Source organism: Streptomyces sp. NPDC006309 (assembly GCF_040613095.1).
In the GTDB taxonomy this organism is placed as follows: Bacteria; Actinomycetota; Actinomycetes; order Streptomycetales; family Streptomycetaceae; genus Streptomyces.
This window is the reverse complement of record NZ_JBEXRO010000008.1, coordinates 87,048-110,903: the sequence shown is the minus strand read 5'-3', so window position 1 is coordinate 110,903 and position 23,856 is coordinate 87,048. Positions and strand designations below refer to the sequence as shown.

General features: G+C 72.3%; 20 protein-coding genes, 3 pseudogenes and 1 riboswitch. Of the genes and pseudogenes, 8 read left to right on the top strand and 15 right to left on the bottom strand.

Features of this window, described 5'->3' with window-relative positions:
• Nucleotides 1-42: 42 nt before the first annotated feature.
• From ABZ117_RS13820 to ABZ117_RS13805, 4 genes are all read right to left on the bottom strand, one after another.
• The gene (locus ABZ117_RS13820) at nt 43-642 is read right to left on the bottom strand and encodes an ATP/GTP-binding protein (protein WP_356820398.1); all 600 of its coding nucleotides are present in this window, start codon (nt 640-642) and stop codon (nt 43-45) included.
• Nucleotides 620-991 carry a DUF742 domain-containing protein gene (locus ABZ117_RS13815; RefSeq protein ID WP_356820597.1) on the bottom strand — a complete coding sequence of 124 codons (372 nt, stop codon included), beginning with the start codon at nt 989-991 and terminating at the stop codon, nt 620-622. The genes ABZ117_RS13820 and ABZ117_RS13815 overlap by 23 nt, the downstream gene beginning before the upstream one ends.
• Nucleotides 992-993: 2 nt before the next feature.
• On the bottom strand, nt 994-1,428 hold the full coding sequence (locus ABZ117_RS13810) for a roadblock/LC7 domain-containing protein (protein WP_356820396.1): 435 nt from the start codon (nt 1,426-1,428) through the stop codon (nt 994-996).
• Between the two features lie 77 nt (nt 1,429-1,505).
• On the bottom strand, nt 1,506-3,686 hold the full coding sequence (locus tag ABZ117_RS13805) for an ATP-binding protein (protein ID WP_356820395.1): 2,181 nt from the start codon (nt 3,684-3,686) through the stop codon (nt 1,506-1,508).
• Nucleotides 3,687-4,352: 666 nt separating this feature from the next.
• Here ABZ117_RS13805 and ABZ117_RS13800 point away from each other — a divergent pair.
• The 5 genes and pseudogenes from ABZ117_RS13800 to ABZ117_RS13780 all read left to right on the top strand — a co-directional run.
• Nucleotides 4,353-4,691: pseudogene (locus ABZ117_RS13800) on the top strand (Tn3 family transposase); the annotation flags it as partial.
• Nucleotides 4,692-5,138: 447 nt separating this feature from the next.
• Nucleotides 5,139-5,408 (top strand): hypothetical protein, encoded by a 270-nt coding sequence (locus tag ABZ117_RS13795; protein WP_356820394.1) that lies wholly within the window; start codon nt 5,139-5,141, stop codon nt 5,406-5,408.
• Nucleotides 5,405-6,355: a carbohydrate kinase family protein gene (locus tag ABZ117_RS13790; RefSeq protein ID WP_356820392.1), complete on the top strand. Its 951-nt coding sequence runs from the start codon at nt 5,405-5,407 to the stop codon at nt 6,353-6,355. The genes ABZ117_RS13795 and ABZ117_RS13790 overlap by 4 nt, the downstream gene beginning before the upstream one ends.
• Before the next feature lie 241 nt (nt 6,356-6,596).
• Entirely contained in the window at nt 6,597-6,839 is a 243-nt protein-coding gene (locus ABZ117_RS13785) for a hypothetical protein (RefSeq protein ID WP_356820391.1), read from the top strand.
• A 124-nt stretch (nt 6,840-6,963) separates the two neighbouring features.
• Nucleotides 6,964-7,779, top strand: a pseudogene (locus ABZ117_RS13780) (aldo/keto reductase); the annotation flags it as partial.
• A gap of 171 nt (nt 7,780-7,950) precedes the next feature.
• Here the strand turns inward: ABZ117_RS13780 and ABZ117_RS13775 are convergent.
• Nucleotides 7,951-9,135 carry an MBL fold metallo-hydrolase gene (locus ABZ117_RS13775; RefSeq protein WP_356820389.1) on the bottom strand — a complete coding sequence of 395 codons (1,185 nt, stop codon included), beginning with the start codon at nt 9,133-9,135 and terminating at the stop codon, nt 7,951-7,953.
• A 216-nt stretch (nt 9,136-9,351) separates the two neighbouring features.
• On the opposite strand from ABZ117_RS13775, the gene ABZ117_RS13770 reads away from it, so the two are divergent.
• A complete protein-coding gene (locus ABZ117_RS13770) occupies nt 9,352-10,530 on the top strand; it encodes a Glu/Leu/Phe/Val dehydrogenase dimerization domain-containing protein (RefSeq protein WP_356820387.1) in 1,179 nt (392 codons plus the stop codon).
• 86 nt (nt 10,531-10,616) lie between these two features.
• Nucleotides 10,617-11,237, top strand: a complete 621-nt coding sequence (locus tag ABZ117_RS13765) for a TetR/AcrR family transcriptional regulator (protein WP_356820385.1) — start codon at nt 10,617-10,619, stop codon at nt 11,235-11,237.
• Nucleotides 11,238-12,008: 771 nt separating this feature from the next.
• On the opposite strand, the gene ABZ117_RS13760 is transcribed toward ABZ117_RS13765, so the two are convergent.
• The 3 genes and pseudogenes from ABZ117_RS13760 to ABZ117_RS13750 form a co-directional block, all read right to left on the bottom strand.
• Complete coding sequence (locus ABZ117_RS13760) at nt 12,009-12,794, bottom strand: SGNH/GDSL hydrolase family protein (RefSeq protein ID WP_356820383.1); 786 nt, start codon at nt 12,792-12,794, stop codon at nt 12,009-12,011.
• A 248-nt stretch (nt 12,795-13,042) separates the two neighbouring features.
• Nucleotides 13,043-13,951: a peptidoglycan DD-metalloendopeptidase family protein gene (locus ABZ117_RS13755; protein WP_356820381.1), complete on the bottom strand. Its 909-nt coding sequence runs from the start codon at nt 13,949-13,951 to the stop codon at nt 13,043-13,045.
• Between the two features lie 5 nt (nt 13,952-13,956).
• Nucleotides 13,957-14,115, bottom strand: a riboswitch (cyclic di-AMP (ydaO/yuaA leader).
• A 349-nt stretch (nt 14,116-14,464) separates the two neighbouring features.
• Nucleotides 14,465-14,767 (bottom strand): annotated as a pseudogene (locus tag ABZ117_RS13750) (GH36 C-terminal domain-containing protein); the annotation flags it as partial.
• A gap of 248 nt (nt 14,768-15,015) precedes the next feature.
• Between ABZ117_RS13750 and ABZ117_RS13745 the strand changes: the two are divergent.
• Nucleotides 15,016-15,813 carry a tyrosine-protein phosphatase gene (locus ABZ117_RS13745; RefSeq protein WP_356820379.1) on the top strand — a complete coding sequence of 266 codons (798 nt, stop codon included), beginning with the start codon at nt 15,016-15,018 and terminating at the stop codon, nt 15,811-15,813.
• A gap of 36 nt (nt 15,814-15,849) precedes the next feature.
• Here ABZ117_RS13745 and ABZ117_RS13740 read toward each other — a convergent pair whose 3' ends face one another.
• From ABZ117_RS13740 to shc, 7 genes are all read right to left on the bottom strand, one after another.
• Nucleotides 15,850-15,972 carry a DUF6126 family protein gene (locus ABZ117_RS13740; protein WP_356820378.1) on the bottom strand — a complete coding sequence of 41 codons (123 nt, stop codon included), beginning with the start codon at nt 15,970-15,972 and terminating at the stop codon, nt 15,850-15,852.
• Nucleotides 15,969-16,592 (bottom strand): XRE family transcriptional regulator, encoded by a 624-nt coding sequence (locus tag ABZ117_RS13735; RefSeq protein ID WP_356820376.1) that lies wholly within the window; start codon nt 16,590-16,592, stop codon nt 15,969-15,971. The genes ABZ117_RS13740 and ABZ117_RS13735 overlap by 4 nt, the downstream gene beginning before the upstream one ends.
• 133 nt (nt 16,593-16,725) lie before the next feature.
• Nucleotides 16,726-18,111, bottom strand: coding sequence for an aspartate aminotransferase family protein (locus ABZ117_RS13730; protein WP_356820374.1), 1,386 nt, complete (start codon nt 18,109-18,111; stop codon nt 16,726-16,728).
• Complete coding sequence (gene dxs / locus ABZ117_RS13725; RefSeq protein WP_356820373.1) at nt 18,108-20,006, bottom strand: 1-deoxy-D-xylulose-5-phosphate synthase; 1,899 nt, start codon at nt 20,004-20,006, stop codon at nt 18,108-18,110. Before dxs ends, ABZ117_RS13730 begins: the two co-directional genes overlap by 4 nt.
• A 97-nt stretch (nt 20,007-20,103) precedes the next feature.
• The gene (hpnH, locus tag ABZ117_RS13720; protein WP_356820372.1) at nt 20,104-21,126 is read right to left on the bottom strand and encodes an adenosyl-hopene transferase HpnH; all 1,023 of its coding nucleotides are present in this window, start codon (nt 21,124-21,126) and stop codon (nt 20,104-20,106) included.
• Nucleotides 21,127-21,131: 5 nt separating this feature from the next.
• Entirely contained in the window at nt 21,132-21,773 is a 642-nt protein-coding gene (locus tag ABZ117_RS13715; RefSeq protein ID WP_356820371.1) for a 1-hydroxy-2-methyl-2-butenyl 4-diphosphate reductase, read from the bottom strand.
• A 1-nt stretch (nt 21,774) separates the two neighbouring features.
• Complete coding sequence (gene shc, locus ABZ117_RS13710) at nt 21,775-23,805, bottom strand: squalene--hopene cyclase (RefSeq protein WP_356820369.1); 2,031 nt, start codon at nt 23,803-23,805, stop codon at nt 21,775-21,777.
• Between the last annotated feature and the right edge of the window lie 51 nt (nt 23,806-23,856).

Below are 23,856 nucleotides of genomic sequence, written 5' to 3'. Positions count from 1 at the left end.
TGGGCGTACCTCATAGAGGGGCTCCGTACTGGTAGGGCTGGATCACCTGTGGGCGCCGTGGGTGGGCGCGGTCCCCGGGGCGTGGGCGAGGAGATGGCGTACGAGGGTGAGCAGGGTCTGGACGCCGGAGCTGGAGATCCGGGCGTCGCAGCGGACCACCGGCACCTGCGGGTCGAGGTCGATGGCGGAGCGCACCTCCTCGGCGTCGTAGCGGTGGGAGCCGTCGAACTCGTTGACGGCGACGACGAAGGCGAGCCCGCGCTCCTCGAAGAAGTCCACGGCGGCGAAGCAGTCCTCCAGACGCCGGGTGTCGGCGAGGATGACCGCGCCGAGCGCGCCCTCGGACAGCTCGTCCCACATGAACCAGAACCGCTCCTGCCCCGGTGTGCCGAACAGGTACAGGACGTGCTGCGGATCGAGGGTGATCCGGCCGAAGTCCATGGCGACGGTGGTCTCCATCTTGTTCTCGATGCCGTCGAGACTGTCCGTGCCGACACTGACCGTGGTGAGCAGCTCCTCCGTGCTGAGCGGCGCGATCTCGCTGACCGCGCCCACGAAGGTCGTCTTGCCGACCCCGAACCCGCCCGCGACGAGAATTTTGAGCGCGGTGGGGAACGGGTCACAGCTGTCGTCGTAGTCCATCGAGCACTGCCTCCAGCAGAGACCGGTCAGTGGGAGTGTGGCGGTAGGCGGGCGGCTTGGTGGTCAGCGCCCCGCAGTCGACCAGGTCCGACAGGAGCACCTTGGTCACCACGGCGGGCAGCCCGAGCTGGGCGGCCAGCTCGGCGACCGAGACGGGCGCGCGGCACAGGTCGAGGGCCTGCGCGTGTTCGGGCCCGAGGTAGCCCAGCGGGGTGACGCCGGTGGACATCACCTGTGACATCAGGTCGAGGGCGACGCTGGGTCTGGTACGGCCGTTGCTGACCGTGAACGGCCGCACCAGGCGGCCGGCCGCGGCGTCCAGCCAGGGCCCGTCACCGGCCGCGGTCACGCTCAAGGCCTCGTCGCCGTGGGATCGGCGGTGTGCTGCCGGGGCGCGGTCACCAGGTAGGGGCGGACGCTCTTGACCAGCATCGCCATCTCGTAGCCCAGCACCGCCGCGTCGGCCTCCCGGCCGGCGAGCACGGCGAGGCAGGTGCCGGAGCCGGCGGTGGTGACGAACAGCAGCGTGGAGTCGAGTTCGACGACGACCTGGCGCACGTCACCGCCGTCGCCGAACCGGATGCCCGCGCTGCGGCCGAGGGAGTACAGGCCGGAGGCCAGGGCCGCCATGTGGTCGGCGCTGTCGTGGTCGAGGCCGTGCACGGACTTGACCAGTCCGTCACAGGACAGGAGCACCGCGCTGCTGGTGTGGGGCACGCGCTGCACGAGGCCGCTCAGCAGCCAGTCGAGGTCGGATGCGTGGGCGGTCGGCGCTTCGCTCGCCATGGTGGATCGACTCCTTGCGGTACGAAGGTGTGGGGGCGCGCTGGGGGTGGGGGCGGGGCGTACGCGTGCGGGGGCGGTCATCCGGCCGACGCGCTCCCCCCGGTCCGGCCGGTGCCCCGGGTGCCTTCGGGCACGGGCACGGGCACATGGGCGTGCGGCTGGGGGGTGGGGGGCGGACCCATGTGGTGCGAACCCATGCTGTGGTCCGAACTCATGCTGTGGTCCGAACTCATGCTGTGGTCCGAACCCATGCCGGAAGGCTCCATGACCGGGGCCTGCCCGGTCGCCGGGTCGTCGTACGTCGGGTCCAGGTGCTGCCGGGCCTCGGCGAGTCCGATTCCGCGCTGGAAGGCGGCCATCAGACCGGGGTCGTGGCCGGCGACGGTGTCGGTGTCCTGGCGGGGTGCGGGGCCGCCGCGCAGCTGGGGCACGAGGTGTTCCTGGGCGCGGCGGCGGGGCAGCCGGGGTTTGCCCATGGTGCCGCGCACGGCGTCGGCGCGCGGGGTGGGCAGGATGCCGGCATGCGCCTCCACGACCGGCCGGTCCCCGGCGCTGACACCGGGCAGGGCCGCGGCGGGGGTGGGCCGCGCCTGCTGGGCTCCGCGCACGGGGAGCGGTGCCGGGGCACCGCCGTGGCGTACGTGTCCGGCGTCCTCGGCGGTACGCCGCCCGGAACCGTTGTCGGCGCCGGCCGGTCCGGCTCCGCTCTCCGCCCCGCGTCGCCCGGGTCCGCGCTGGGCGTGCCGCCGTCGTCCGGTGGGCGGAGCCTGCCCGGCACCCGCCCCGGCCTCGGGCGCGTCCGCGGCGGCGAAGCCACTCCCGGCGTCACCCTCCGGTCCGGCGTCACCTTCCGGCCCGGCCGCGCTGCCCGTCACAGCCGGGCCTCCCGCGACGCGCGGGCTCCCGGCCCGGGCCATGCTCCCGGCGCCGGGCAGGTCCGCGGCAGCCGTCGGCACCGCTGTGCCCACCTGCCCGGCACCGCCCTGGCCGGGAATCACGCCGCCCGGTGTCTGCGGCTGTGGCGCCACGGCGTCCGCGCCCAGAGCGGCCGGCGCACTGCCCAGCAAGGCCTGCGGGACGACGAGGACGGCCTGCACCCCGCCGTAGATGTTGCTCTGGAGCCGGACGTGGATGCCGTGCCTGCGGGCGAGCTGGGAGACGACGTAGAGGCCGATCCGGCCGTCGGCCAGCAGGCTGGCGACGTTGACCTGGTCGGGGTCGGCGAGCAGGGCGTTCATCCGGTTCTGCTCGGTGACGGGCATGCCGAGCCCGCGGTCCTCGACCTCCACGGCGAGCCCGGCGGTGACGAGGCTGGCGCGCAGCAGCACCGGGGTGTGCGGGGCCGAGAACACCGTGGCGTTCTCGATGAGTTCGGCGAGCAGGTGGATGACGTCGGCGACGGCGTGACCGCGCAGTTCGCCCGCGACCGGCGGCACCAGTTTCACCCGGGAGTACTGCTCGACCTCGGCGATGGCGGAACGCAGCAGCTCGGTCATGTCGACCGGGTTGCTCCACTGACGCCGGGAGACCGCGCCGCCGAGCACGGCGAGGTTCTCGGCGTGCCGCCGGATGCGGGTGGCCAGGTGGTCGACGTGGAACAGGCCCTTGAGGAGGTCGGGGTCCTCGATCTCGTTCTCGAGGTCGTCGAGGATGGAGATCTCGCGGTGCACGAGGGACTGGAGCCGGCGCGCGAGGTTGACGAAGACCTCGAGTTTCTGCTCGCTGCCCGCCTGGCTGGAGAGCTGGGCGGCGCGCACGACGGCGGTGACGGCGCCGTCGTGCGCGCGGGCCAGGTCGGCGGCGAGCAGTTCGAAGTCGTCGGCGTCCGCGGGCGGCCGGCGGCGCGGGCCGCGCTGGGGCGGGGTCTCCCCCTGGCGCAGCGCGTCGACCAGGTCGTGCAGGTCGGCCTCGCCGAGCGCGGCCGTGCGGCGCAGGGCGTCGACGCGGTCGGCGACCGAGCGGGCGGCGCGGTCGGCGGCCACGGCGGCGATGAGGATGCCGGCGACGGCCACGGTGACCGCTCCGGCGAGCACGGCCCACAGGGTGGGCCCGGTGCGTACGCCGGTGGAGCGGATGCTGAAGAGGACGGCGGCGGTGGCGCCGAGGGCGACGGCGAGGGGCGGCAGGACGGCGAGCCGCATGAGCTGCGGCCGTATGTGCGTCTCGGGCAGTGCGGGAGCGGGTCGGGCGACCGGCCGCCCGTGCCGGCCGCCCTCGCGGCGTTCGGCACGGGTGGCCGGTGCTCGGAGGTGAGACATCTGCGTCCTCGTACTGGTCCGTCGGGCCTGGGGGTGTCCTGCGGTGCGCGCTTCGGACGTGCGTCACCGCGCCGTCGGCGACGGAACCGGGAAACCCGGCCGCGCGTCGCCCGACGGACACTCACCGTAGTCGCCAGAGCCTCATGTGCGGTGGGCAGTTGACAAACTCCCCCGAGGAGCGTCCCGCTCTGGTATTAAGCGTCGTACGCCGGACCGATAACTCGACTGAACAACTGGGCCGATTCGGAAGTCGGCGAAAAGAGCTGGTCCAAAGCGGTCGGAAAGAGAAGGTGGGGCGGAGCGGGCCGAGGGGCGGTTCCTGGCCGCCGTCCGGCGGACGCACGCCTCCTGCCGTGGCCCGCGCGCGCTTCCCGCTTCCGCGCAGGCGCCCCCACCCCCGCCGAATGTCACGGATGGTGACACCATGGCCTTGACTGATCGGCTGAGAACGATCATGGTCGCGCGGGTCGACCACGCGGAGCAGGTGCTCGGTCTTGGCGATGCGCCCCGTACTCGGCGAACGCCTCGCGTTTGCGGGCCAGGTCCCAGCACCCCCGCAATCGCACCCTGCTCGACGAATGGGCCTACCCACGGCCCTACACCAGCAACACCGAACGCACCGCCGCCCTGGCAGACTTCCTGCACGCTCACCGTGCAGGAGTCCCGCACAAGCTCGCCCGCGACGTGTGCCACGGCAAGCGCGGCACCATCCACCAGGCGTACCGCGACGGGATGGAGGACCAGGTCGGCGCGCTCGGGCTGGTCCTCAACGCCATCGTGCTGTGGACAACGAAATACATCGACGCCGCAGTCGCCCGGCTACAGGCCGAGGGCCACGAACTTCGCGAGGAGGACATCGCTCGGCTCTCCCGGCTCAAGCACCGCAACCTGAACCTGCTCGGCCGCTACAGATTCACCGCCTCCACTCCGGCAGCCGGTGCCCTGGGCCCGCTGCGCGATCCGGACGGGTCGGAGCTTGATGAGGACGACGGGGACGAGGCGTGAGCACGCCGATCCATTCGGTGCCCTTGATCGCGGCCGGCAGGTGAGCGGCATGACACGGGTTGCGTTCGCCTGGACCGCGGTTTCGGAATCGGCCTTGCGGTACAACGGTTGACGCCAAGCCGACGATCATGGACTTGAGGCCGGTCGTGGGGAGCGGCTATGCGGTGCACGGCAGGGACGGCGCTGACGGGCAGGGTGTAGCCCTGGCCTCGCCGTAGGGTCATCCCGGCTTAGCGCAAGGCCCGCCGCGAGTACGAGAACCGCGTCAGGACGCTCGCACCGATCGGATCATGATCGTTCTCAGCGCCAACCGCTGTACCGATGTTCCCCGAGGCCGTTCGAGGCCCTGCAACCTCCTCCAGCAGCGCGCGCACCGCGGCCTGGCCTATCGCGGCACCGGCTTGCGGATCGTGGTCAGGGGCGGGTCGGTGAAGGCGATCAGGGCGGATGCTCCGGACGGTGCGGCCGGAGACCGGCCTGCGCTGGGTCCGCGACGCCCCCGGGGTGCGCGCGTCGGTGTTCCCGTCGGACCTCGTCAACGCGGGACTCGTGGCGGACAGCGTGCTCTTCCCCGGGGTCGGGGTCGGCGCGGGCGCCCGGGTGCGGCGCAGCGTGGTGCTGCCCGGCGCGGTGGTGCCGGCCGACGCCGACATCGACGGGGCGGTCGTCCTGGAGGATGGACGGATTCAGCATGTAGCCGAAGGAGTGAGCGCATGATCCTGCCCGAACCCCACCAGCGTGAACAGCATCCGCGCGACTACGACGTCCTGGTGGTCGGCGGGGTCGGCGTGGACACCATCGTGCCCGTGGACGAGTTGCGCGTGCCGCCGGGCGACTCGGTCTTCGTGGAGCCGCTGAAGGACTACGTCGGGCACACCGGCAACGGTGTGGCACTCGGCTGGCACGCGCTCGGCCTGCGCACCAAGTTCGTCGACTTCCTCGGCGACGACCCGCAGGGCCGTCTGGTGCTGGAGCACTACGCCCGTCACGGCCTCGACTTCAGCCACCTCCACTCGCCCCACGGCACCCCGCGTTCGGCGAACCTCGTGGACCCGCGGGGCCGCCGCTTCTCGTTCTACGACGGCCGCCACCCCGCCGACCTCAGACTGCCGCGCGACTTCTACCTGCCCTTCCTGGAGCGGTCGGCCCATGTCCACATGTCGATCATCGGCCACAACCAGGACATGTACGAGGACATCCACCGCCTTGGCGTGACCAGCTCCACCGACCTGCACGACTGGGACGGACACAACCCGCACCACCGCCACTACGCGCTCAACTCCGACTACGTCTTCCTGAGCGCCGCGGCCGTCCACGACCGGCTGGACACCGTGCTGCGGACCATCGTCGACGAGGGCCGGGCCCGGTTCGTGATCGCGACCGACGGCGCCGAGGGCTGCTACCTGCTCGAGCGCGGCGACGACACGATCCGCCACTTCCCCGCCGTACGCCCCGAGCGTCCGGTGGTGGACAGCAACGGGGCCGGCGACGCCTTCGTCACCGCGTTCCTGCACTCCTACTTCGACGGCCAAGCACTGGAGGACTGCGTGCTGAGCGGTTCGGTGGCCGGGGCGTTCGTGTGCGGGAGCGTCGGCACCCACACCGAGTTCATCGACCTGCCGGGTCTGCGCGCGGCGCGTGCGCGGGCCGCGGGGAACCGGTGAGGCGCGGGCGCAGGCACATCATCCACTTCGCCTTCGAGTGCGGCGGGTTCGACAACCGTCTGATGCGCGGCGGGCTGTCCCCGCTGGTGTGGAATCTGTCGCGGGAGTACGCCGCACACGGTCACCGCGTCTCGCTGGTCACCCCCGCGCACGGACTCCTCGACACGCTGCGGCGCGACCATCCGATCGAGGACCTCCCCTACCTCGACGAACACCGCGTCCCGCACACTGCGTCCCGCTCGTGCCGGACCCCAAGGTGTGGCCGGACCACCCGGCCGAGATCACCCTGGAGCTGACCACCCGGGCCCACCGGCTCCGGAGGGACGGCGTGGACGTGTACTTCCTCTCCGACTCCTGCCTGGATCTGCTCCCCGACCGGCTATATCCGCCGCCCGGCACCGAGGGCCGGGATCTCGCCCACCTCAAGCCGCTGGTGTTCCAGGTGGCGGGCGCCCGCTTCATCCGGCGGTACCTGCACGGCTAGTAGGAGGCGGTGCTGCACGGCTTCCAACACACAACTGCCGGTCCTGGCCGTCGCCGAGATGCTCGCCGGCACCCTTCGCGCCTGACCGCCCCGCCACCACCCGCACTCACCCACGGAGACCGCCATGGCGGCAGAGACCGACATACGCGCGCACAAGCTGGTCCACGGCTGCATGGGACTCGGTGGCGGCTGGGACACGGAGCCGTACACGGCCGAGGACGTCCAGCACGCCGAGACCGCGATCGAGGCGGCCCTGGCCGCCGGCATCACGGCCTTCGACCACGCCGACATCTACCGGTACGGCAAGTCGGAGGCCGTCTTCGGCGAGGTGCTCGCCCGCAGCCACGGACTGCGGGAACGCATCGTCCTCCAGACCAAGTGCGGCATCCGGCTGCCCGACGGCGGCCGGCCCGGGCACTACGACCTGCGAGGAGCGAGCATCCTGCGGCGTGTCGAGGAGAGCCTCGTCCGCCTGCGCACGGACGTCCTGGACGTCCTCCTCCTGCACCGGCCCGACCCCCTGGCCGATCCCGTCGAGATCGCCGAGGCGCTGACCGCTCTGCACGCCCAGGGACTGGTCCGGCAGTTCGGCGTCTCCAACATGAGCGGCCCGCAGATCGCCGCCCTCCAGGCCCACGTCGACGTCCCGCTGGTCGTCAACCAGCTGGAGATGAGCCTCGCCCAGCGGGACCGGCTGGAGGCGGGCGTCCTGTTCAACACACCGGACGCCACGCGGAACGGCTTCACGACGGGCACGCTGGAGTGCTGCGCGGCCAACGGCGTCCGGCTACAGGCCTGGGGCCCGCTCGCCCGCGGCCGCTTCACCACCCGCACGGACACGACGGTGAACCGGCTCGTCGCGGACCTCGCCCGGCGCAAGGACACCACACCGGAGACCATCCTCCTGTGGTGGCTCCAGCGGCACCCGACGGGCATCACCCCCGTCGTCGGCACCACCCGCCCCGAGCGCATCGGCGCCTGCGGGGACGCGGTCTCCCGCGAGCCGGACCTCACGCACGAGGAGTGGTACGAGTTGTGGATCACCGCACGCGGCGGCCCCACTGCCCTGAGAGGAGCCGACGCACCCCCGCCTGTCCGGGTCCGCCCGTGGTCAGACCTCGCCCACGAAGTCGAGGTCCCCACGGGGCGCCACCGCGGTGATCTCCGGAACCGGCCACTCGCGGTTCAGCGGCAGGGACACATCCCGCCACCAGGGGCGCGTGGGGAGGACGCCGGCAGGCTCGAAGGACTGGCCCGGAACGGGGAAGGCCGCCGCCTGTCCCACCGCCCCGGCCGCGGCCAGCATCCACTCGCCCGGCTCGGCCCAGGGGTGCGGGGCCAGGTTGAAGGTGCCCCAGTGGATCGGCAGGAGCACGCCGTGCGGCACCCCGCCCTGGAGGTCGAGGTGGGCGCGCACGCCTTCTTCCGGAGTCATGTGGATCTCGGTCCAGAACTCGCTGTACGCCCCGACCTGGATCATCGTGGCGTCGAACGGGCCGTGCCCGGCGCCGATGTCCTTGAAGCCGTCGAAATAGCCGGTGTCACCGCTGTGGTAGATCCGGTGCTCCTCGCCGGCGACGGCCCAGGACGCCCAGAGGGTGTGCTGGGTGTTGCGCAGGCCCCGGCCGCAGAAGTGGCGGGCCGGTGTGGCGGTGAGGGTGAGGCCGCCGATCCGGGTGGACTCGTGCCAGTCCAGCTCGCGGAGCCGGTCCGGGGAGACGCCCCAGTGTTCCAGGTGGGCGCCCACGCCCAGCGGTACGGCGAACAGCGTGTCGGTGCCGGCCAGCGCCTTGATCGTGGGCAGGTCCAGGTGGTCGTAGTGGTCGTGGGAGATGACGACGACGTCGACCGGTCCCAGCGCGGCCAGGGGCAGCGGCACCGGGTGCAGCCGCTTGGGCCCGGCGAACGGGAACGGGGAGCAGCGCTCGCCCCAGACGGGGTCGAACAGGACCCGGTGCCCGTCGATCTCCACGAGCACGCTGGAGTGGCCCACCCACGTGAGCCGGAGGCCGGTGACGGGCGGCCGGGCCAGGTCGGCGTAGGTCGTGGGGTGCACCGGGACGGTGCCCCTGGGGGCGCGCAGGGGCCGGGTGTCCTTGTCGAGGAACACCTTGGCCACGTCGAGCGTGGAGCCGGCGGGGCGGGTGCGTGCGGGGCCGCCCGGGTTCTGGAAGACACCGTCCTTGAAGTGGGGCGAGCGGCGGATGCGTGCCAGGCGCTCGCCGCCCGGGTCCGCGCCGAAGGCCGCGGGCCGCAGCGCGCGGAGCCCGGTATTCGGGGAACGCAGACCGGTCACGGTACCTCCCGTGGAGTGGGTGAGGTTTCCATTATGGTCGGCCCGGCCGGCAGTCCCGACGTGCCGGGGTGCCGACTGCCGTCAGCGGGCTTCCGCCGAGCACGTTGACAGCTGCCGGACCGGGTCCGAATACTGACCCACCATTCAGTATCACGCGCTGTCGCACCGTCCGGCCGGCAGCCTCGGAGCTGCGCCCCGGCCCCTTTTGGAGACCCCGTGACCGCCCCTTGGATGTCGCTCGTGTGGACCGACCACGTCACCGGCCGCCGGGGCTTCCTGGTGGTGGACCGGCTGGTGCGGGGCGTGGCCAGCGGCGGACTGCGGATGCGGCCGGGCTGCACCCTGGAGGAGGTGACGGGTCTCGCCCGCGGCATGACCGTGAAGGAGGCCCTGCACTACCGCCCCGGAGCCCGCTACATCCCGCTCGGCGGCGCGAAGGGCGGCATCGACTGCGACCCGCGGGACCCGGGGGCGTACGGGCTCCTCGTGCGGTACCTGCGCGCCGTGCGGCCGTACATCGAGACCTGCTGGACCACCGGCGAGGACCTCGGCCTCGGCCAGGAAACGGTGGACCGCGCGGCCGCCGAGGCGGGGCTGGTCTCCTCCGTCCAGGCGGTGTATCCGCTGCTGGACGACGAGGTGACGGCCCGCGGGCGCCTCGCGGACGCCTTCCCGGTCGAGGTGGACGGCATCGGCCTCGACGAGCTGGCGGGCGGCTGCGGGGTCGCCGAGTCGGTGCTCACGGCCCTGGACCGGGCGGGGGTGCCGTACGCGGGGACCCGGGTCGCCGTACAGGGTCTCGGCACGATGGGCGGGGCCACCGCCCGTTTCCTCGTTCGCGCGGGCCTGACGGTGGTGGCCGTCGCCGACGTCAAGGGCACGATCGCCAACCCGGCGGGGCTCGACGTCGAGGCCCTGCTGGCCGCGCGGGACGGCTACGGCACCGTGGACCGCCGGGTGCTCGGCCCGGACGACCTCGAACTGTCCGGGGACGCCTGGCTGTCCACGGAGGCGGAGGTGCTGGTGCCGGCGGCCGTTTCGTACGCGATCGACACCGCGAACCAGGAGGAGATCGGCGCCCGTTGGATCGTCGAGGCCGCCAACATGCCGGTCGTACCGGAGGCGGAGGAACTGCTCGCCGCGCGCGGGGTGACGGTGCTGCCGGACGTGGTCGTCAACTCCGGCACCAACGCCTGGTGGTGGTGGACGCTGTTCGGAGACATCGGTGCCGACGCCGAGGAGGCGTTCGCGTATATCCGCCGCTCGATGCGCGCCCTGGTCGGCCTGACGCTCGACCGCGCGTCGGCCGACGGGACGAGCCCGCGGGCGGCCGCGCACGCCCTGGCGGCCGACCGGCTGCCGCTGATCGCGGAGCGTTTCGGCTGGTACCGGTGACGAGCCCGGGAGGGGAGCGGACGGCGTGGGCCGGGACCGGACGCCGGACGGCTTCGGCGCCCGGGGACAACGGCTAGGGTGACCGCGTGGCGAGAGTGCGGTTGAGCGTGGCGGAGCGGCAGGAGGAACTGCTGCGGGCCGCCATCGAGCAGATCGAGGCGCGGGGCGTGGCGGCGGTCAGGATCGCCGACGTGGCCGCGACCCTCGGTGTGAGCAACGCGCTGGTGCTGTACCACTTCTCGACGAAGGAGAAGCTGGTCGCCGCCGCCTTCACGTACGCGGCGGCGGACGATCTCGCGCATCTGCGCGGGCTGCTGGGGCGCCGGACGACCGCGCTGCGCCGGTTGCGGGCGGCGGTGCGCTGGTACGCGCCGACCGGGCAGGCCAAAGGCTGGCGGCTGTGGATCGAGGGCTGGGCGGTGGCCCTGCGCGAGCCCGCGCTCCGCGATGTCACCCGGGAGCTGGACAGGCAGTGGAAGGCGGCCATCGCGGAGGTCATCGCCGAGGGCGTGGCGGCCGGTGAGTTCGTGTGCGCGGACCCGGCCGGCGCGGCGCTGCGGCTGACCGCGCTGCTGGACGGTCTGGCCGTACAGCTGACGTCCTACCCGGGCGGGGTGCCACGGGCCCGGGCCCAGGAGTGGGTGGACGACGCCCTCGCCCGGGAACTCGGCCTGGACCGCGAGACCTTGGCCGGCCCCGAGCGCTGAGAGCGCCCACCCGGGCCCGGAGCGGGCGACACCGCCCCGGCGGCACATTCCCGCACCGGGCAGTCGCCGAGGCCCAGGACCGGGACCGGGCACGCGCCGAGGAACGAGACCGCGCAGGCACCGAAAGGGCCGACCGGCATGCGCCGAAAGGGCGGGACCGGGCAGGGACCGAAACCGGCACCGCTCACGCGCCGGAGTGCAGGCTGAGTGCGCTTCGAAGCGCTGGACCGGCACGCGCCCAAGCCCGCACCGGGCACGCGCCGAAACCCGGGAGCGCACAGGCACCGAAGTGCAGGACCGGGCAAGCACCGAAACCCGCACCGGGCACGCCCCGACGGACAGGCTGCGCACGCGTCCGAACCGGCACCAGGCATGCACCGAAGCCCCGGACCGGGCACGCGTCGAAGTGCAGCACCGGGCACGCGCCGAAACCCGGGAGCGCACAGGCACCGAAGCGCAGGACCGGGCAAGCACCGAAACCCGCACCGGGCACGCCCCGACGGACAGGCTGCGCACGCGCCCGCACCGGCACCAGGCAGGCGCCCAAACCCCGGAGCTCGCAGGCGCCGAAGCACGGGACCGGGCACGCGCCGCAGCCCGGGACCGGCATGCGCCCAAGCCCGCACCGGGCACGCGCCGGGCTTCGTGCCCGGGGCGGCGGTGGGCGGTGAGCAGCGGGCGGCAAGGCCGAACGTGCCGCCACGCCCGGTACCGTCTGCCCCGCACCGCGTGTGCGGGGCAGACGGTACCGGGCGTGGGCCGGCCATGAGGTCAGGCCACGGTGGCGATCCGCATCCTGATGTCGTCCGGCGACAGCAGGCCCTTGGCGGTCACGTGGTCGCCGGAGGACTCCCCGCGCAGCCGGCGCCCGATCCACGGGACGAGGTGCTCGCGGGCCCAGTGCACGTCGTCGCGGCGGATTTCCAGGGTGCCCCGGGGCGGCAGCGGCGGCCACGGCTGCTCCGGGTCGGCCGGGACCTCCAGGCCGAGGACCTGCCCGGCCCGCAGGGCCACGCGCGTGTGCCCCTCGGGCGAGAGGTGCAGCCGGTCGCGGTCCCAGGCCCTGCGGTCCTGCACGGACTTCAGGGACCACAGGTCGAGCACGGGGCAGCCGTACCGGTCGGCGATGGCGCGGACGTGCCCGTTGTACGTGGCGATCTTGCCGCGCAGGTGCTTGAGCACGGGCACGCCACGGGTGTCGAAGCCGGTCGTCACCAGCACGGTGCCGACCGTCTCGGTGAGCCGGGCCACGGCACGTTCGAAGCGCTCGGCCACCTCGTCGGGGTCGGTGCCCGGGCGGATGATGTCGTTGCCGCCCGCGCAGAAGGAGACCAGGTCCGGGGCCAGTTCGACGGCCCTGGGGAGCTGGTCCGCCATGACCTGGTCCAGCAGTTTGCCGCGTACGGCGAGATTGGTGTACTGGAAGTCGCCCTCGGGACGCCGGTCGGCGAGCAGGACCGCGAACCGGTCGGCCCAGCCCACGAACGCCCCGTCGGGGCCGGGGTCGCCGACGCCCTCGGTGAAGCTGTCCCCCACCGCTACGTACGACCCGATCACTGATCTGTTGTCATTCTTCGAATCGTCTGCCACGTCGGATCATGATTCACCTTCGGGTGTGACCTACGCGACCGTAGGCGGGGGTTGACTAACGGTGAGATGAGCCACTCCTAAAGAATCCGCCAACCCCGGAATAGGGCTGTCGCCAGGCGCGTTGAACGCCGCGCAACCGGAACACCGAAGGCCGGGCCCCGGGTTGGGGTCCGGCCTTCGACGGCGTGCCAGGCGGGCGGTGCGGGGGCCGGGCGTCAGCCCACGGCGAGGCCGTGCCGGCGGAGGTAGCCGACCGGGTCGATGTCGGAGCCGTAGTCCGGCGTGGTGCGGATCTCGAAGTGCAGGTGCGGGCCGGTCACGTTGCCGGTGGCGCCGGACAGGCCTATCTGCTGGCCCGGGGTGACGCTCTGGCCGGCCGAGACGGAGAGCTGGGACAGGTGGCCGTACTGGGCGTAGTAGCCGTCGTTCAGCCGGATGACGACCTGGTTGCCGTACGCGCCGCCCCAGCCGGCGGAGACGACGGTGCCCGCGGCGACGGCCTTGAGGGACGTGCCGGTCGGGACGACGAAGTCGACGCCGGTGTGGTAGCCGCTGGACCACATGCCGCCCGGCACGTGATAGCCGGTGCCGGTGGCCGCGCCCGCCACCGGGAGGGTGTAGCCCGTGGAGACACCGGTGGACGTGGAGGACGGGGCGGACTGCGGGGTCCGGGCGGACCGGGTGGACTCCGGGGTCGCCGGGGTGTGCCGCGGGGCGGCGGTCCCGGTGCGGGTCTGCGCGGCCTTCGCACCGAGGCTGAGCTTCAGGCCCGGGTGGATCAGCGACGGATCGGCGCCGACGGCCTGCCGGTTGTCGTCGTAGAGGCGCTGCCAGCCGCCGGTGACACGCTGCTCGTCGGCGATCTTCGAGAGGTAGTCGCCGCTGCGGACCGTGTAGGTGCGCAGATCCGTGCCGGGCCGCGCGGCGGCCTTGTCCGCCGTGTCCGGGAGGGACTGCGCGGTCTTGCCGGACACGGCCTGCACGGGGGCGGCGGTCTGCGCGGCGTGCGCGCCGGTGGCCCCGATCAGCGGGAGTGCCAGCGCGGCGCCACCGGTTCCGGCGGCGGCGATGGAGCGGGAGAAACGCTGGGGCTTGGGACGTCGGTGCTTGCCCTTGGCGGACATGGCGCGGTTCCTCTCCGGCGCCTGCGAGGTCAGCTGTCGGGTTCGGGCTGGAGCTGCCCGGCCGTGCACCGCACGGCTGCACCCCAAAGCCTGTCGCGGAGACCGGGACAGGCGGTTTTACCTGGTGGGTCCCCCGCTCCTGCCGGACGCGGGTCAAGTGTGTGGGGTTCCGGGCGGCGGCAGGATTCGGCGTTCCGTCCGGATTGGTGGTGAACGTAAGCGAGGGGGACGCGAGGAAACAAGCACCAGGTTCCCGCTGTTCGCGTTTCGGGTGACCGGATACGGGAACTCATGGTCACCCTGCGTGCGTTTCCGCCTCTCCCGTCCCCCAAATCCCCTTGCCGTGACCGGTATTACGTGGACATGACGTACGACGCAGGGTCACGGATATGACGCTCCTCACGTGAACACTTCCCACGCCACCTCAAATCGCGCCGAGTTGGAGGAAAACTCCCAATACGGGCACGCGGCTCAGATGTGACGCAGCCGGAAAACCGCCGCATCCAGGTCTCCCTAGAGTCCCGTACACAACCCGTGGTGCAGCAGCACCGCCCCCGCGATGGATTGTCCCCGTTTCGCGGCATTCGTACGATGCCGCCGGGTCGGGTCCGCGCAGCCGGACCGCCGGCGCCGGTTCGCCTAGCGCTGCGCCTGGAGCCAGGCGAGGGACCATCGCCTCCTCCCCCAGGACGTACTGGACCGCGCCCGAGGCCGCCCGTCGGGGGCCGCAGCCGGTACAGCTCGCCGCGCTGCGCGACCGGCCGGATCTCCTTGAGCCTCGGCCAGCTCCCGCGGGGTCCACCGGGTGAGTTCGCCGGCGCCGGTGAGATGCAGGGCGCAACTGCCGGGGCCGGACAGGAACCACGTACGGCCGTCTTCGGCGATGCCCGCCATCGAGACCTCACAGGTACCGACAACGACGCTCAGACACCAACATCATCCAGGGCGCCGGACCGCGTGACAATGCCTGTGGACGACTCGTCGCCCGGGGAAATCGATGTCGTATGGTCGTCGAAGTGCCCGCCGGTGAGCCGCGCCGGCGGGGCCGACCGGGAGGAGCCCCCGTGACGCAGCAGGTGCCGTCGACCGAGCCGGAGCTGGCCGGAGTGCGCAATTTCCGTGACGTGGGCGGGCTGCCGACCACGGACGGACGGCGGGTGCGCCACGGCGTGCTGTTCCGCAGCGGGCATCTGGCGCACGCGACCGAGGACGACGCGGCGTTCCTCGCCTCCCTGGGCCTGCACACGGTCTTCGACTTCCGCAACTCGGCCGACCAGCGGCTGGAGGGCCCCGATGTCGAGCTGCCCGGCGTGCGGAACGTGAACCTGCCGCTGAGCGACCCGGCGGACGGCGCCGAGTTCTGGACGATGGTCCGGGAGGGCGACCTCGACCAGCTGCGTGCGATCCTCGACGACGGCAAGGGGGCGGCCCGGATGATCGCCTCCTACCGGAAGATCGTCCGGGAGCGCACCGCCGAGCACTCCCGGGTGCTGCACGCGCTCGCCGACGACAGCGTGCCCGCGCTGATGCACTGTGCGGCCGGCAAGGACCGCGCGGGCATCTCCATAGCGGTGACGCTTCTCGCCCTGGGGGTGGAGCGGGACGCCATCGTCGCGGACTACCTGGAGTCCAACGCCAGGCACCGCCGCTACAAGGTCCGCCGCAGCGGCAGCGCCGACTCCGCGTACACCCCCGAGGTCATGGAACTGCTCAACCCGCTCTTCGACGCCCGCGCCGAGTACCTGGAAGCGGCCTTCGAGAGCATCGAGGAGACCTGGGGTGAGGTCGACACCTACCTGCGCCAGGGCCTGGGCCTTGCCCCCGAGACCCGCGAACGGCTCCGCGAGCGCCTGCTGGACTGACCGGGGACGCCGGCCCGGCCGTGGGCGCCCGGCGGGTCACGACTTGGCGCCCACCGTGAACAGCAGGTACAGGAACGCGGCCAGGACATGCCCGAGGGCGATGTAGATGACGAGCCGGATCCACAGGGAACGGGGGAGCTTGGTCTCGAAGTCACTCATGGCAGCTCTCCGGTCAGCGGCCCCAGGCACAGCGTGGCCGTGGGACTCTGCAACAGGGTGTGGACGAACAGCAGCTCGACGCCGTCCTGGTCCTCGGCGGCGAGGCGGTGCGGGGTGAGGGAGTCGAAGTGCGCGCTGTCGCCGGCGGCGAGCAGATGCGCGGTGTCCCCGAGCCGCAGCCGCAGCCGCCCCCTGAGGACGTACAGCCACTCCTCACCGGGGTGGACGCGCACGATGTCGCCCTGCGAGCCGTGGGGCACGCGCACCCGCAGGGCCTGCATACCGCGGCCGGGCGCCCCGGCCTGCACATACGTCCATCCGCCCGCACGCGTGGGTTCCATGTCGGCGGCCCGTACGATCGCGTCCCGGTCAGCGGCCGTCTCACCGAGCAGTTCGGAGACGGTCGTACCGTAGATACGGGCGAGCGCGAGGAGCATCGGCAGCGAGGGCTGGCGGTGCCCGGTCTCCAGGCGGGACAGGTGGGCCGGCGAGAGCCCCGCGGCATGCGCCGTGGCCTCCAGGGTCAGCCCCGCACGCCGGCGCAGGGCGCGCAGCTGGGGCGCGACGGCGGGCAGACCCTCACCCGGCCCCGTCGGCGGCGGGACGTCTGAGGCGTTCATGCCTCCATTCAGCCCGATTTTTGCCCGAGCGGCAATTCTCTTGCCTCAGAGGCAAATGGTGCTGCATAACCGGTGACGGTCGGGGCTGGAGGCGAACGCGCTCGAAGAGGCGCCCGCCCCGGCAGACCCGTGGTCAGCGGTTTGCCACCGCCTGTTTGATCAGGGTCTTGCCGAAGTCCCACAGCAGGCCGCTGCCGGTGTGCGCGTCGTCCATCACCGCGGTGAAGGCGTCCACGAACCGGTCCACGTCTTCCTCGTCGATGATCAGTGGCGGGATGAGCTTGATCACTTCCAGGTGGTCGCCGGACACCTGGGTGAGGATCCGGTGCCGTTGCAGCAGCGGGACGACGACCATCTGGGCGAACAGTCCCTTGCGTGCCGCCTGGAGCACCGTCCAGCGGCTGCGCAGCGCCAGCGAGGACGGCCGGCCGAACTCGATGCCGATCATCAGGCCCCGGCCGCGGACGTCGGCGAGCAGCTCGTACCTGTCGATGAGCGCGGCCAGCCGGGACTTCAGCAGCTCACCCGTCCTGCGCACCCCGGCGACGATCTGTTCGTTCTCCATCACCGACAGCACGGCCAGGCCGGCCGCCATCGCCTGGGCGTTGGACCCGAAGCTCGCCGAGTGCACCAGGACGCGGTCCATGGACGAGTAGACCTTCCTGAAGATCCACTCCTTGCCGAGGGTGGCCCCGACCGGGACATAGCCGCCGGACAGCGCCTTGGCCACGCACACCAGGTCGGGTTCGACGCCGTCCTCGTGCTGGTAGGCGTAGAAGTCGCCGGTGCGGCCGAGCCCGGTCTGCACCTCGTCGACGATGAGCAGCGCCCGGTGCCGGCGCAGCAGGTCCTGCGCGGCGCGCAGATAGCCGGGCGGCGTCTCGTGCACGCCCTTGCCCTGGATCGGCTCGACGATCAGGGCGGCCACGTCGCCCTTGCCCAGCTCCCGGGCGAGCGCGTCGAGATCACCGAGGGGGACGGCCGTGTCGGGCAGCAGGGGGTCGAATCCGTCCCGGAAGCCGCTCTCGCCGTTGACCGACAGGGAGCCGGTGGTCAGGCCGTGGAAGGCGTGGTCGCAGTAGAGGATGCGGGGCCTGCCGGTGGCGTACCGGGCGAACTTCAGGGCGGTCTCGACCGCCTCGGTGCCGCTGTTGCCGAAGAACACCCGGTCCAGGTGCGGGCTGTGGGCCAGCAGCCGTTCGGCGAGCAGGCCGGGCAGCGGCTGGCAGTCGAAGCGGGTGAGGTCGGCGAGGTCCATGTCCAGGACGTCGTGCAGCGCCTTGCGGACGACCGGGTGGTGCCGGCCGAGCCCCATCACCCCGAACCCGGCGAGCATGTCCAGGTAGTCGTTGCCGTCGGCGTCGTAGAAGTGGGCGCCCTCCGCCCGCTCGTACACCTTGTCGAAGCCGATGGTGTGCAGCATGCGCGGGAGCTGCGGGTTGAGGTGCCTGGCGTGCAGCTCGTAGCGTTCGGCTCCGCGCTGGGCGAGCAGGGCGCCGAGGTCGAACTCGGTGGTCATTCACTCTCCTTGGCTGTGCCGTCTGCATCCTTGACGGCCAGGCCGGCGCTGATCCGGCCGGCGATCTCGACGGGCGTGAGGCCGATGTCGGCCAGCACCTCGTCGCGTCGGGCGTGTGCGAGGAACTGCTCGGGGACGCCGAACCGTCGTACGGGCACGTCGACGTCGGCGTCGCCGAGGGCCAGGGCCACGGCCGAACCGACGCCCCCGGCGCGGCTGTTGTCCTCGACCACGGCCACCGTCCGGTGGCCGGCCGCGAGTCCGGGCAGGGCGGGGTCGACGGGCTTGACCCAGCGCGGGTCCACCACCGTGCAGCCGAGGCCGCGGGCTTCGAGCAGTTCGGCGGCCTGGAGGCACACCGGGGCCATCACGCCGACGGCGACGAGGAGCACGTCGGGGTGGGCGGCGCGGTGCAGGACGTCCATGCCGCCGATCCGGCCGAGGGCGGGGACGGGCGGACCGGCGGTCGCCTTCGGGAAGCGGACCAGAGTCGGGGCGTCGTCCACGGCGACCGCCTCGCGCAGCTGCGCGCGCAGCTGGTCGGTGTCGCGCGGGGCGGCGATCCGCAGCCCCGGGACGACCTGGAGGACGGACATGTCCCACATCCCGTTGTGGGAGGCGCCGTCCACGCCGGTGACGCCGGCCCGGTCCAGGACGAAGGTGACCCCGCAGCGGTGCAGGGCGACGTCCATCAGCAGCTGGTCGAAGGCGCGGTTGAGGAAGGTGGCGTAGACGGCGACCACCGGGTGCAGACCGCCGGTCGCCAGCCCGGCCGCGGAGACGGCCGCGTGCTGCTCGGCGATGCCCACGTCCCACACCCGGTCCGGGAAGCGTTCGGCGAACCCGCCGAGGCCCACCGGGTGCAGCATGGCCGCCGTGATCGCGACGACGTCGTCCCGCTCCTCCCCGATCCGCACGATCTCGTCGCCGAACACCGAGGTCCAGGACGGTCCCCGGGAGGGCACGAGCGGTGCGCACGTCAGCGGGTCCATCACGCCGACGGTGTGGAAGTGGTCCTCCTCGTGGGCGAGGGCGGGTGCGTAGCCGCGGCCCTTCTCGGTGAGGCAGTGGACCAGGACGGGCCCGTGGAAGCGTTTCGCCCGGCGCAGCGCGGACTCGACGGCGCCGATGTCGTGGCCGTCGACCGGGCCGACGTACTTCAGGCCCAGGTCCTCGAACATGCCCTGCGGGGCGAAGGCGTCCTTGAAACCCTTCTTCGCGCCGTGCAGGGACTCGTAGAGCGTGGTGCCGACGACGGGGGTGCGCCGGAGCACGTCCTTGCCCCAGGCGAGGACCTTCTCGTAGCCGTCGGTGGTGCGCAGGGCGGCCAGGTGGCCGGCGAGGCCGCCGATGGTGGGGGCGTAGGACCGCTCGTTGTCGTTGACGACGATGATCAGGGGCCGGTCCCTGGCGGCGGCGATGTTGTTGAGCGCCTCCCAGGCCATGCCGCCGGTCAGCGCGCCGTCCCCGACGACCGCGACCACATGGCCCTTCTCCCCGCGCACCTGGCGGGCCTTGGCGAGGCCGTCGGCCCAGCCGAGCGCGGTGGAGGCGTGACTGTTCTCGATGACGTCGTGCTCGGACTCCGCACGCGAGGGATAGCCGGACAGGCCGCCCTTGCCGCGCAGTTTCGAGAAGTCCTGACGCCCGGTGAGCAGCTTGTGGACGTAACTCTGGTGACCGGTGTCCCACAGGATGCGGTCGACCGGTGAGTCGAAGACCCGGTGGAGCGCGACGGACAGTTCCACCACGCCCAGATTGGGCCCGAGGTGGCCGCCGGTCCGCGACACCGCCTGCACCAGGAACCCGCGTATCTCCTCGGCCAGTTCACCGAGTCTCGCCTCGGGCAGCGCCTTCAGGTCGCGTGGTCCCCGGATGCTCTCCAGAATGGTCACGCTCGGCCCCCTCTCGGTCCGTGCCTTGCCTCGGCCCACTCGTCGCGCCCACCGCCCCGGCCGCCGCCGGCCCGTACGGGGGGCGGCGGCCGTCGCGTCAGTCCCGGTTGCCGGAGACGGTCTCGCGCATCGCCCGCAGCGACTCCTTCAGGGAGCCCATGGTGGCGAGGACGGCCGTGGGCTCGTAGCCGCAGTGCGCCATGCAGTTGGCGCAGCGCGGGTCCTTGCCGCGGCCGTACTTGTCCCAGTCGGTCTTCTCGATCAGCTCGCGGTACGTCGGCACGTACCCGTCGCTCATCAGGTAGCAGGGGCGCTGCCAGCCGAAGAGCGAGTAGTTGGGGATCGCCCACGCGGTGCACGGGAAGTCGACCTTGCCCTCCAGGAAGTCCAGGAAGAGCGGGGAGTGGTTCAGCCGCCACTTGCGGCGGTTGCCGCCCGCGAAGGCCTTCCTGAACAGCTCGCGGGTCTGCTCGACGCCGAGGAAGTGCTCCTGGTCGGGCGCCTTCTCGTAGGCGTACGCGGGCGAGATCATCATCTCGTCGACCTGGAGGTCGTCGTTGAGGAAGTTGAGCACCTCGATGATCGTCTGCGGGGTGTCGGTGTTGAAGAAGGTGGAGTTGGTGGTCACCCGGAAGCCGCGCCGTCTGGCCTCCTTGATGGCCTCCACGGCCTCGTCGAACACCCCCTCCTTCGCCACGGACTCGTCGTGCCGCTCGCGCAGCCCGTCGATGTGCACCGCGAAGGCGAAGTAGGGCGACGGCGTGAACTTCTCGATCTTCTTGCGCAGCAGCATCGCGTTGGTGCACAGGAAGACGTACTTCCTCTTGGCCACCAGCTGCCGCACGATCTCGTCGATCTGGGGATGCATCAGCGGTTCGCCGCCGGCGATGGAGACCATCGGCGCGCCGGACTCCAGCACCGCGCCCACGGCCTGCGCGACCGGCATGCGCTGCTTGAGCACACCGGCCGGATGCTGGATCTTGCCGCAGCCCTCGCACTTGAGATTGCAGGCGAAGAGCGGTTCGAGCTCGACAATGAGCGGGAACTTGTCCCGCCTGCGCAGCTTCTGTTCGACCAGGTATGTAGCGACCTTGATGGACTGACGCAACGGCATGGCCATCTGGCTCACCTCCGGGGGAGCGGCAAAGAACGGTGCCATTCGAAAAAAGCGGGAAGAACGGAACGGAGAACACGGAAAGCCGATATTCCACCGCGTACGGTGCCGATCCGGACGAGTTCGTGTTCGGGAGCGTCCACGACCACCCGGACGGCCGCGGCCGGGCGCGGGCCCGCGCGGACGGCCGCGAGGAGCGTCGCCGCCGACTCCATGTCGACGGCGATCGCTCCGGTCGCGAGCAGATCGGACCGCTCATGGCCCCGGACCACGTGGTCGGAGCCGGTGAGCGGGCCGGTGTGCACCGTGCGTCCGGGCAGCCGGCGCACGAGTTCCGCCACCAGCGCTGCGGTACCCGCGCACGGGACGGTTCCGCGCGGATCCCGGGTCTCCTCGGCGACGACGAGGTCGCCGGGGTGCATGCCGGGGGCGAGTCCGGCACAGAAGCCGGTGGCCAGGACGGCCGCGCCGGCCAGGGCCGGGTCACCGAGGTAGCGGGTGACGGAGCGTTCCGCCGCACGGGGGCCCATGCCCGTACGGACGAAGGTGACCGGCCCGTCCGCCCCGCTCCTGTCGCCGGTGCGCAGGGCGAGGTGCTCGATGCCGAGCGCGCAGGCGACCAGCAGTGGGGCGGGGACGGGCGGGGTGCTCATGTCAGGCCCCCTTGGCCTCGGTGAGCGGTTTCCCGGCCCGGGCGAGCGGCTGCCGCTCGAAGGGGTCCCCGTGCAGGTACCGGCCGAGCGCGGTGAGCGGGAACACCTGCCGGTAGAGGTGGTAGTTGATGGAGAAGTCCCAGGGGAAGCCGGTGCCGGTGAAGTACGGCTCGTCCCAGGTGCCGTCCGCCCGCTGGGTGGTGGCCAGCCACCGGATGCCGCGCTCCACGGCCTTGGAGTCCCGTTCGCCCGCCGCGAGCAGGGCCATCAGCGCCCACCCGGTCTGGGAGGCGGTGGAGGCGCCGCGGCCGCTCCACTCCTTGACGTACTTGTAGGAGCGCAGGTCCTCGCCCCAGCCGCCGTCGTCGTTCTGGACGCTCTCCAGCCAGACCACGGCCCGCCGGATGGCCGGGTGCGAGCCGGGCAGTCCGGCCGCGGTGAGCGCGGGCACCACCGACCCGGTGCCGTAGAGGTAGTTGACGCCCCAGCGGCCGAACCAGGAGCCGTCGGGCTCCTGTTCGGCGAGCAGCCAGGCGATGCCGCGCCGGGTGCGCGGGTCGTGGGCCAGGCCCTCGGCGGCGAGCATCTCCACGACGTGCGCGGTGACGTCCGCGGACGGCGGGTCGATGACCTCCCCGAAGTCGCAGAACGGCAGCCGGTTGGGGAACGGACTGGTGTTGTCGGCGTCGAACGCGCCCCAGGCGCCGTTCTTCGACTGCATGCCCAGGTTCCAGCGGACGGCCCGGCCGATGGCCCGGTCCACGCGCTCGGGGTCGTGGTGGCGGACCCGGCGCAGCGCGAGCACGACCTCGGCGGTGTCGTCGATGTCCGGGTAGTTGTCGTTGTGGAACTCGAACGCCCAGCCGCCCGGCGGGAGATGAGGGCGCTTCACGGCCCAGTCGCCGGGCCGGACGATCTCCTCGCCGAGCATCCAGTCGGCCGCCTTGACCAGTTGCGGATGGTCGACCGGGAGGCCCGCGTCGACGAGGGCGATGGTGGCCAGGCAGGTGTCCCACACCGGGGACTGGCAGGCCTCGATCATCCGGGCGCCGTCCTCGCGCCAGACCGCGAACCGGTCCAGGGAGGCGAGGCCCTCACGCATCACGGGATGCTGGAGGTCGTAGCCGAGCAGGTACAGGGCGATGATGGAGTACACGGCCGGGGGCTGGATGCCGCCCCAGCAGCCGTCGTTCTCCTGGCGTTCGATGATCCAGCGGGCCGCCGAGTCCATCGCCGCCTTGCGCACCCGGCGCGGGGCGACCTTGCGCAGCCGGTGCAGCGCCTTGTCCAGCCGCTGGAAGGCTCCGTCCCAACTGGCCAGCGGGGCGCGGGGCCTGGGCGGGCGGGGCCGGGCGGGGTCGGTGTGCAGCTCGTCCAGCGGGAAGGGCGCCGGGCGGACCGGGCGTTTGGCCGAGACGATGGTGAGCGGCACGATGGTCTGCCGGGCCCAGCAGCCGAAGTCGTAGATGTTGAGCGGCATCCAGGTGGGGAACCAGATGAGTTCCGGCGGGAGTTCGGGCAGGTCCTCCCATTTCCACCAGCCGAACAGGGCGAGCCAGATCCGGGTGAACACGCGGGCGGCGGCGATGCCGCCGCGCTCGCGGACCCAGGCCGACGCCTTCGCCATGTGGGGGGCGTCGGGCGCGTCACCGGCCAGCCGGAGGGCGACGTAGGCCTCGACGGTGGCGGACAGGTCACCGGGCCCGCCGTAGAAGGTGGCCCAGGTGCCGTCGTCCCGCTGCTCGCCGCGGATGAACCTGGCGGCGGCCTGCGTGGTGTTCTCGTCCAGGATGTCCAGGAACTGACGCAGCAGGAGGTCCTCCGCGTCCATGGTGACGTTGGTCTCCAGGTCGCCCTTCCACCAGCCCTCGGCGTCCTGCCGGGCCAGCAGGAAGTCGGTGGCGCGCCGCGCGGCGCGAGCGGCGGCTTCGTGTACCCCGGCCGTCTCGGGGACGGTGAAGGTGGTGTCGCTGGCCGCGGCAGCGCGGGACGGCAAGGTCGCCCCGGTGCTTCCGTCGGTCGTCGCTGTCATGGCTTCCCCTTCGTGCAGTCGTGCGAAGTCGTGCTGCTGTGGGAACGCCGT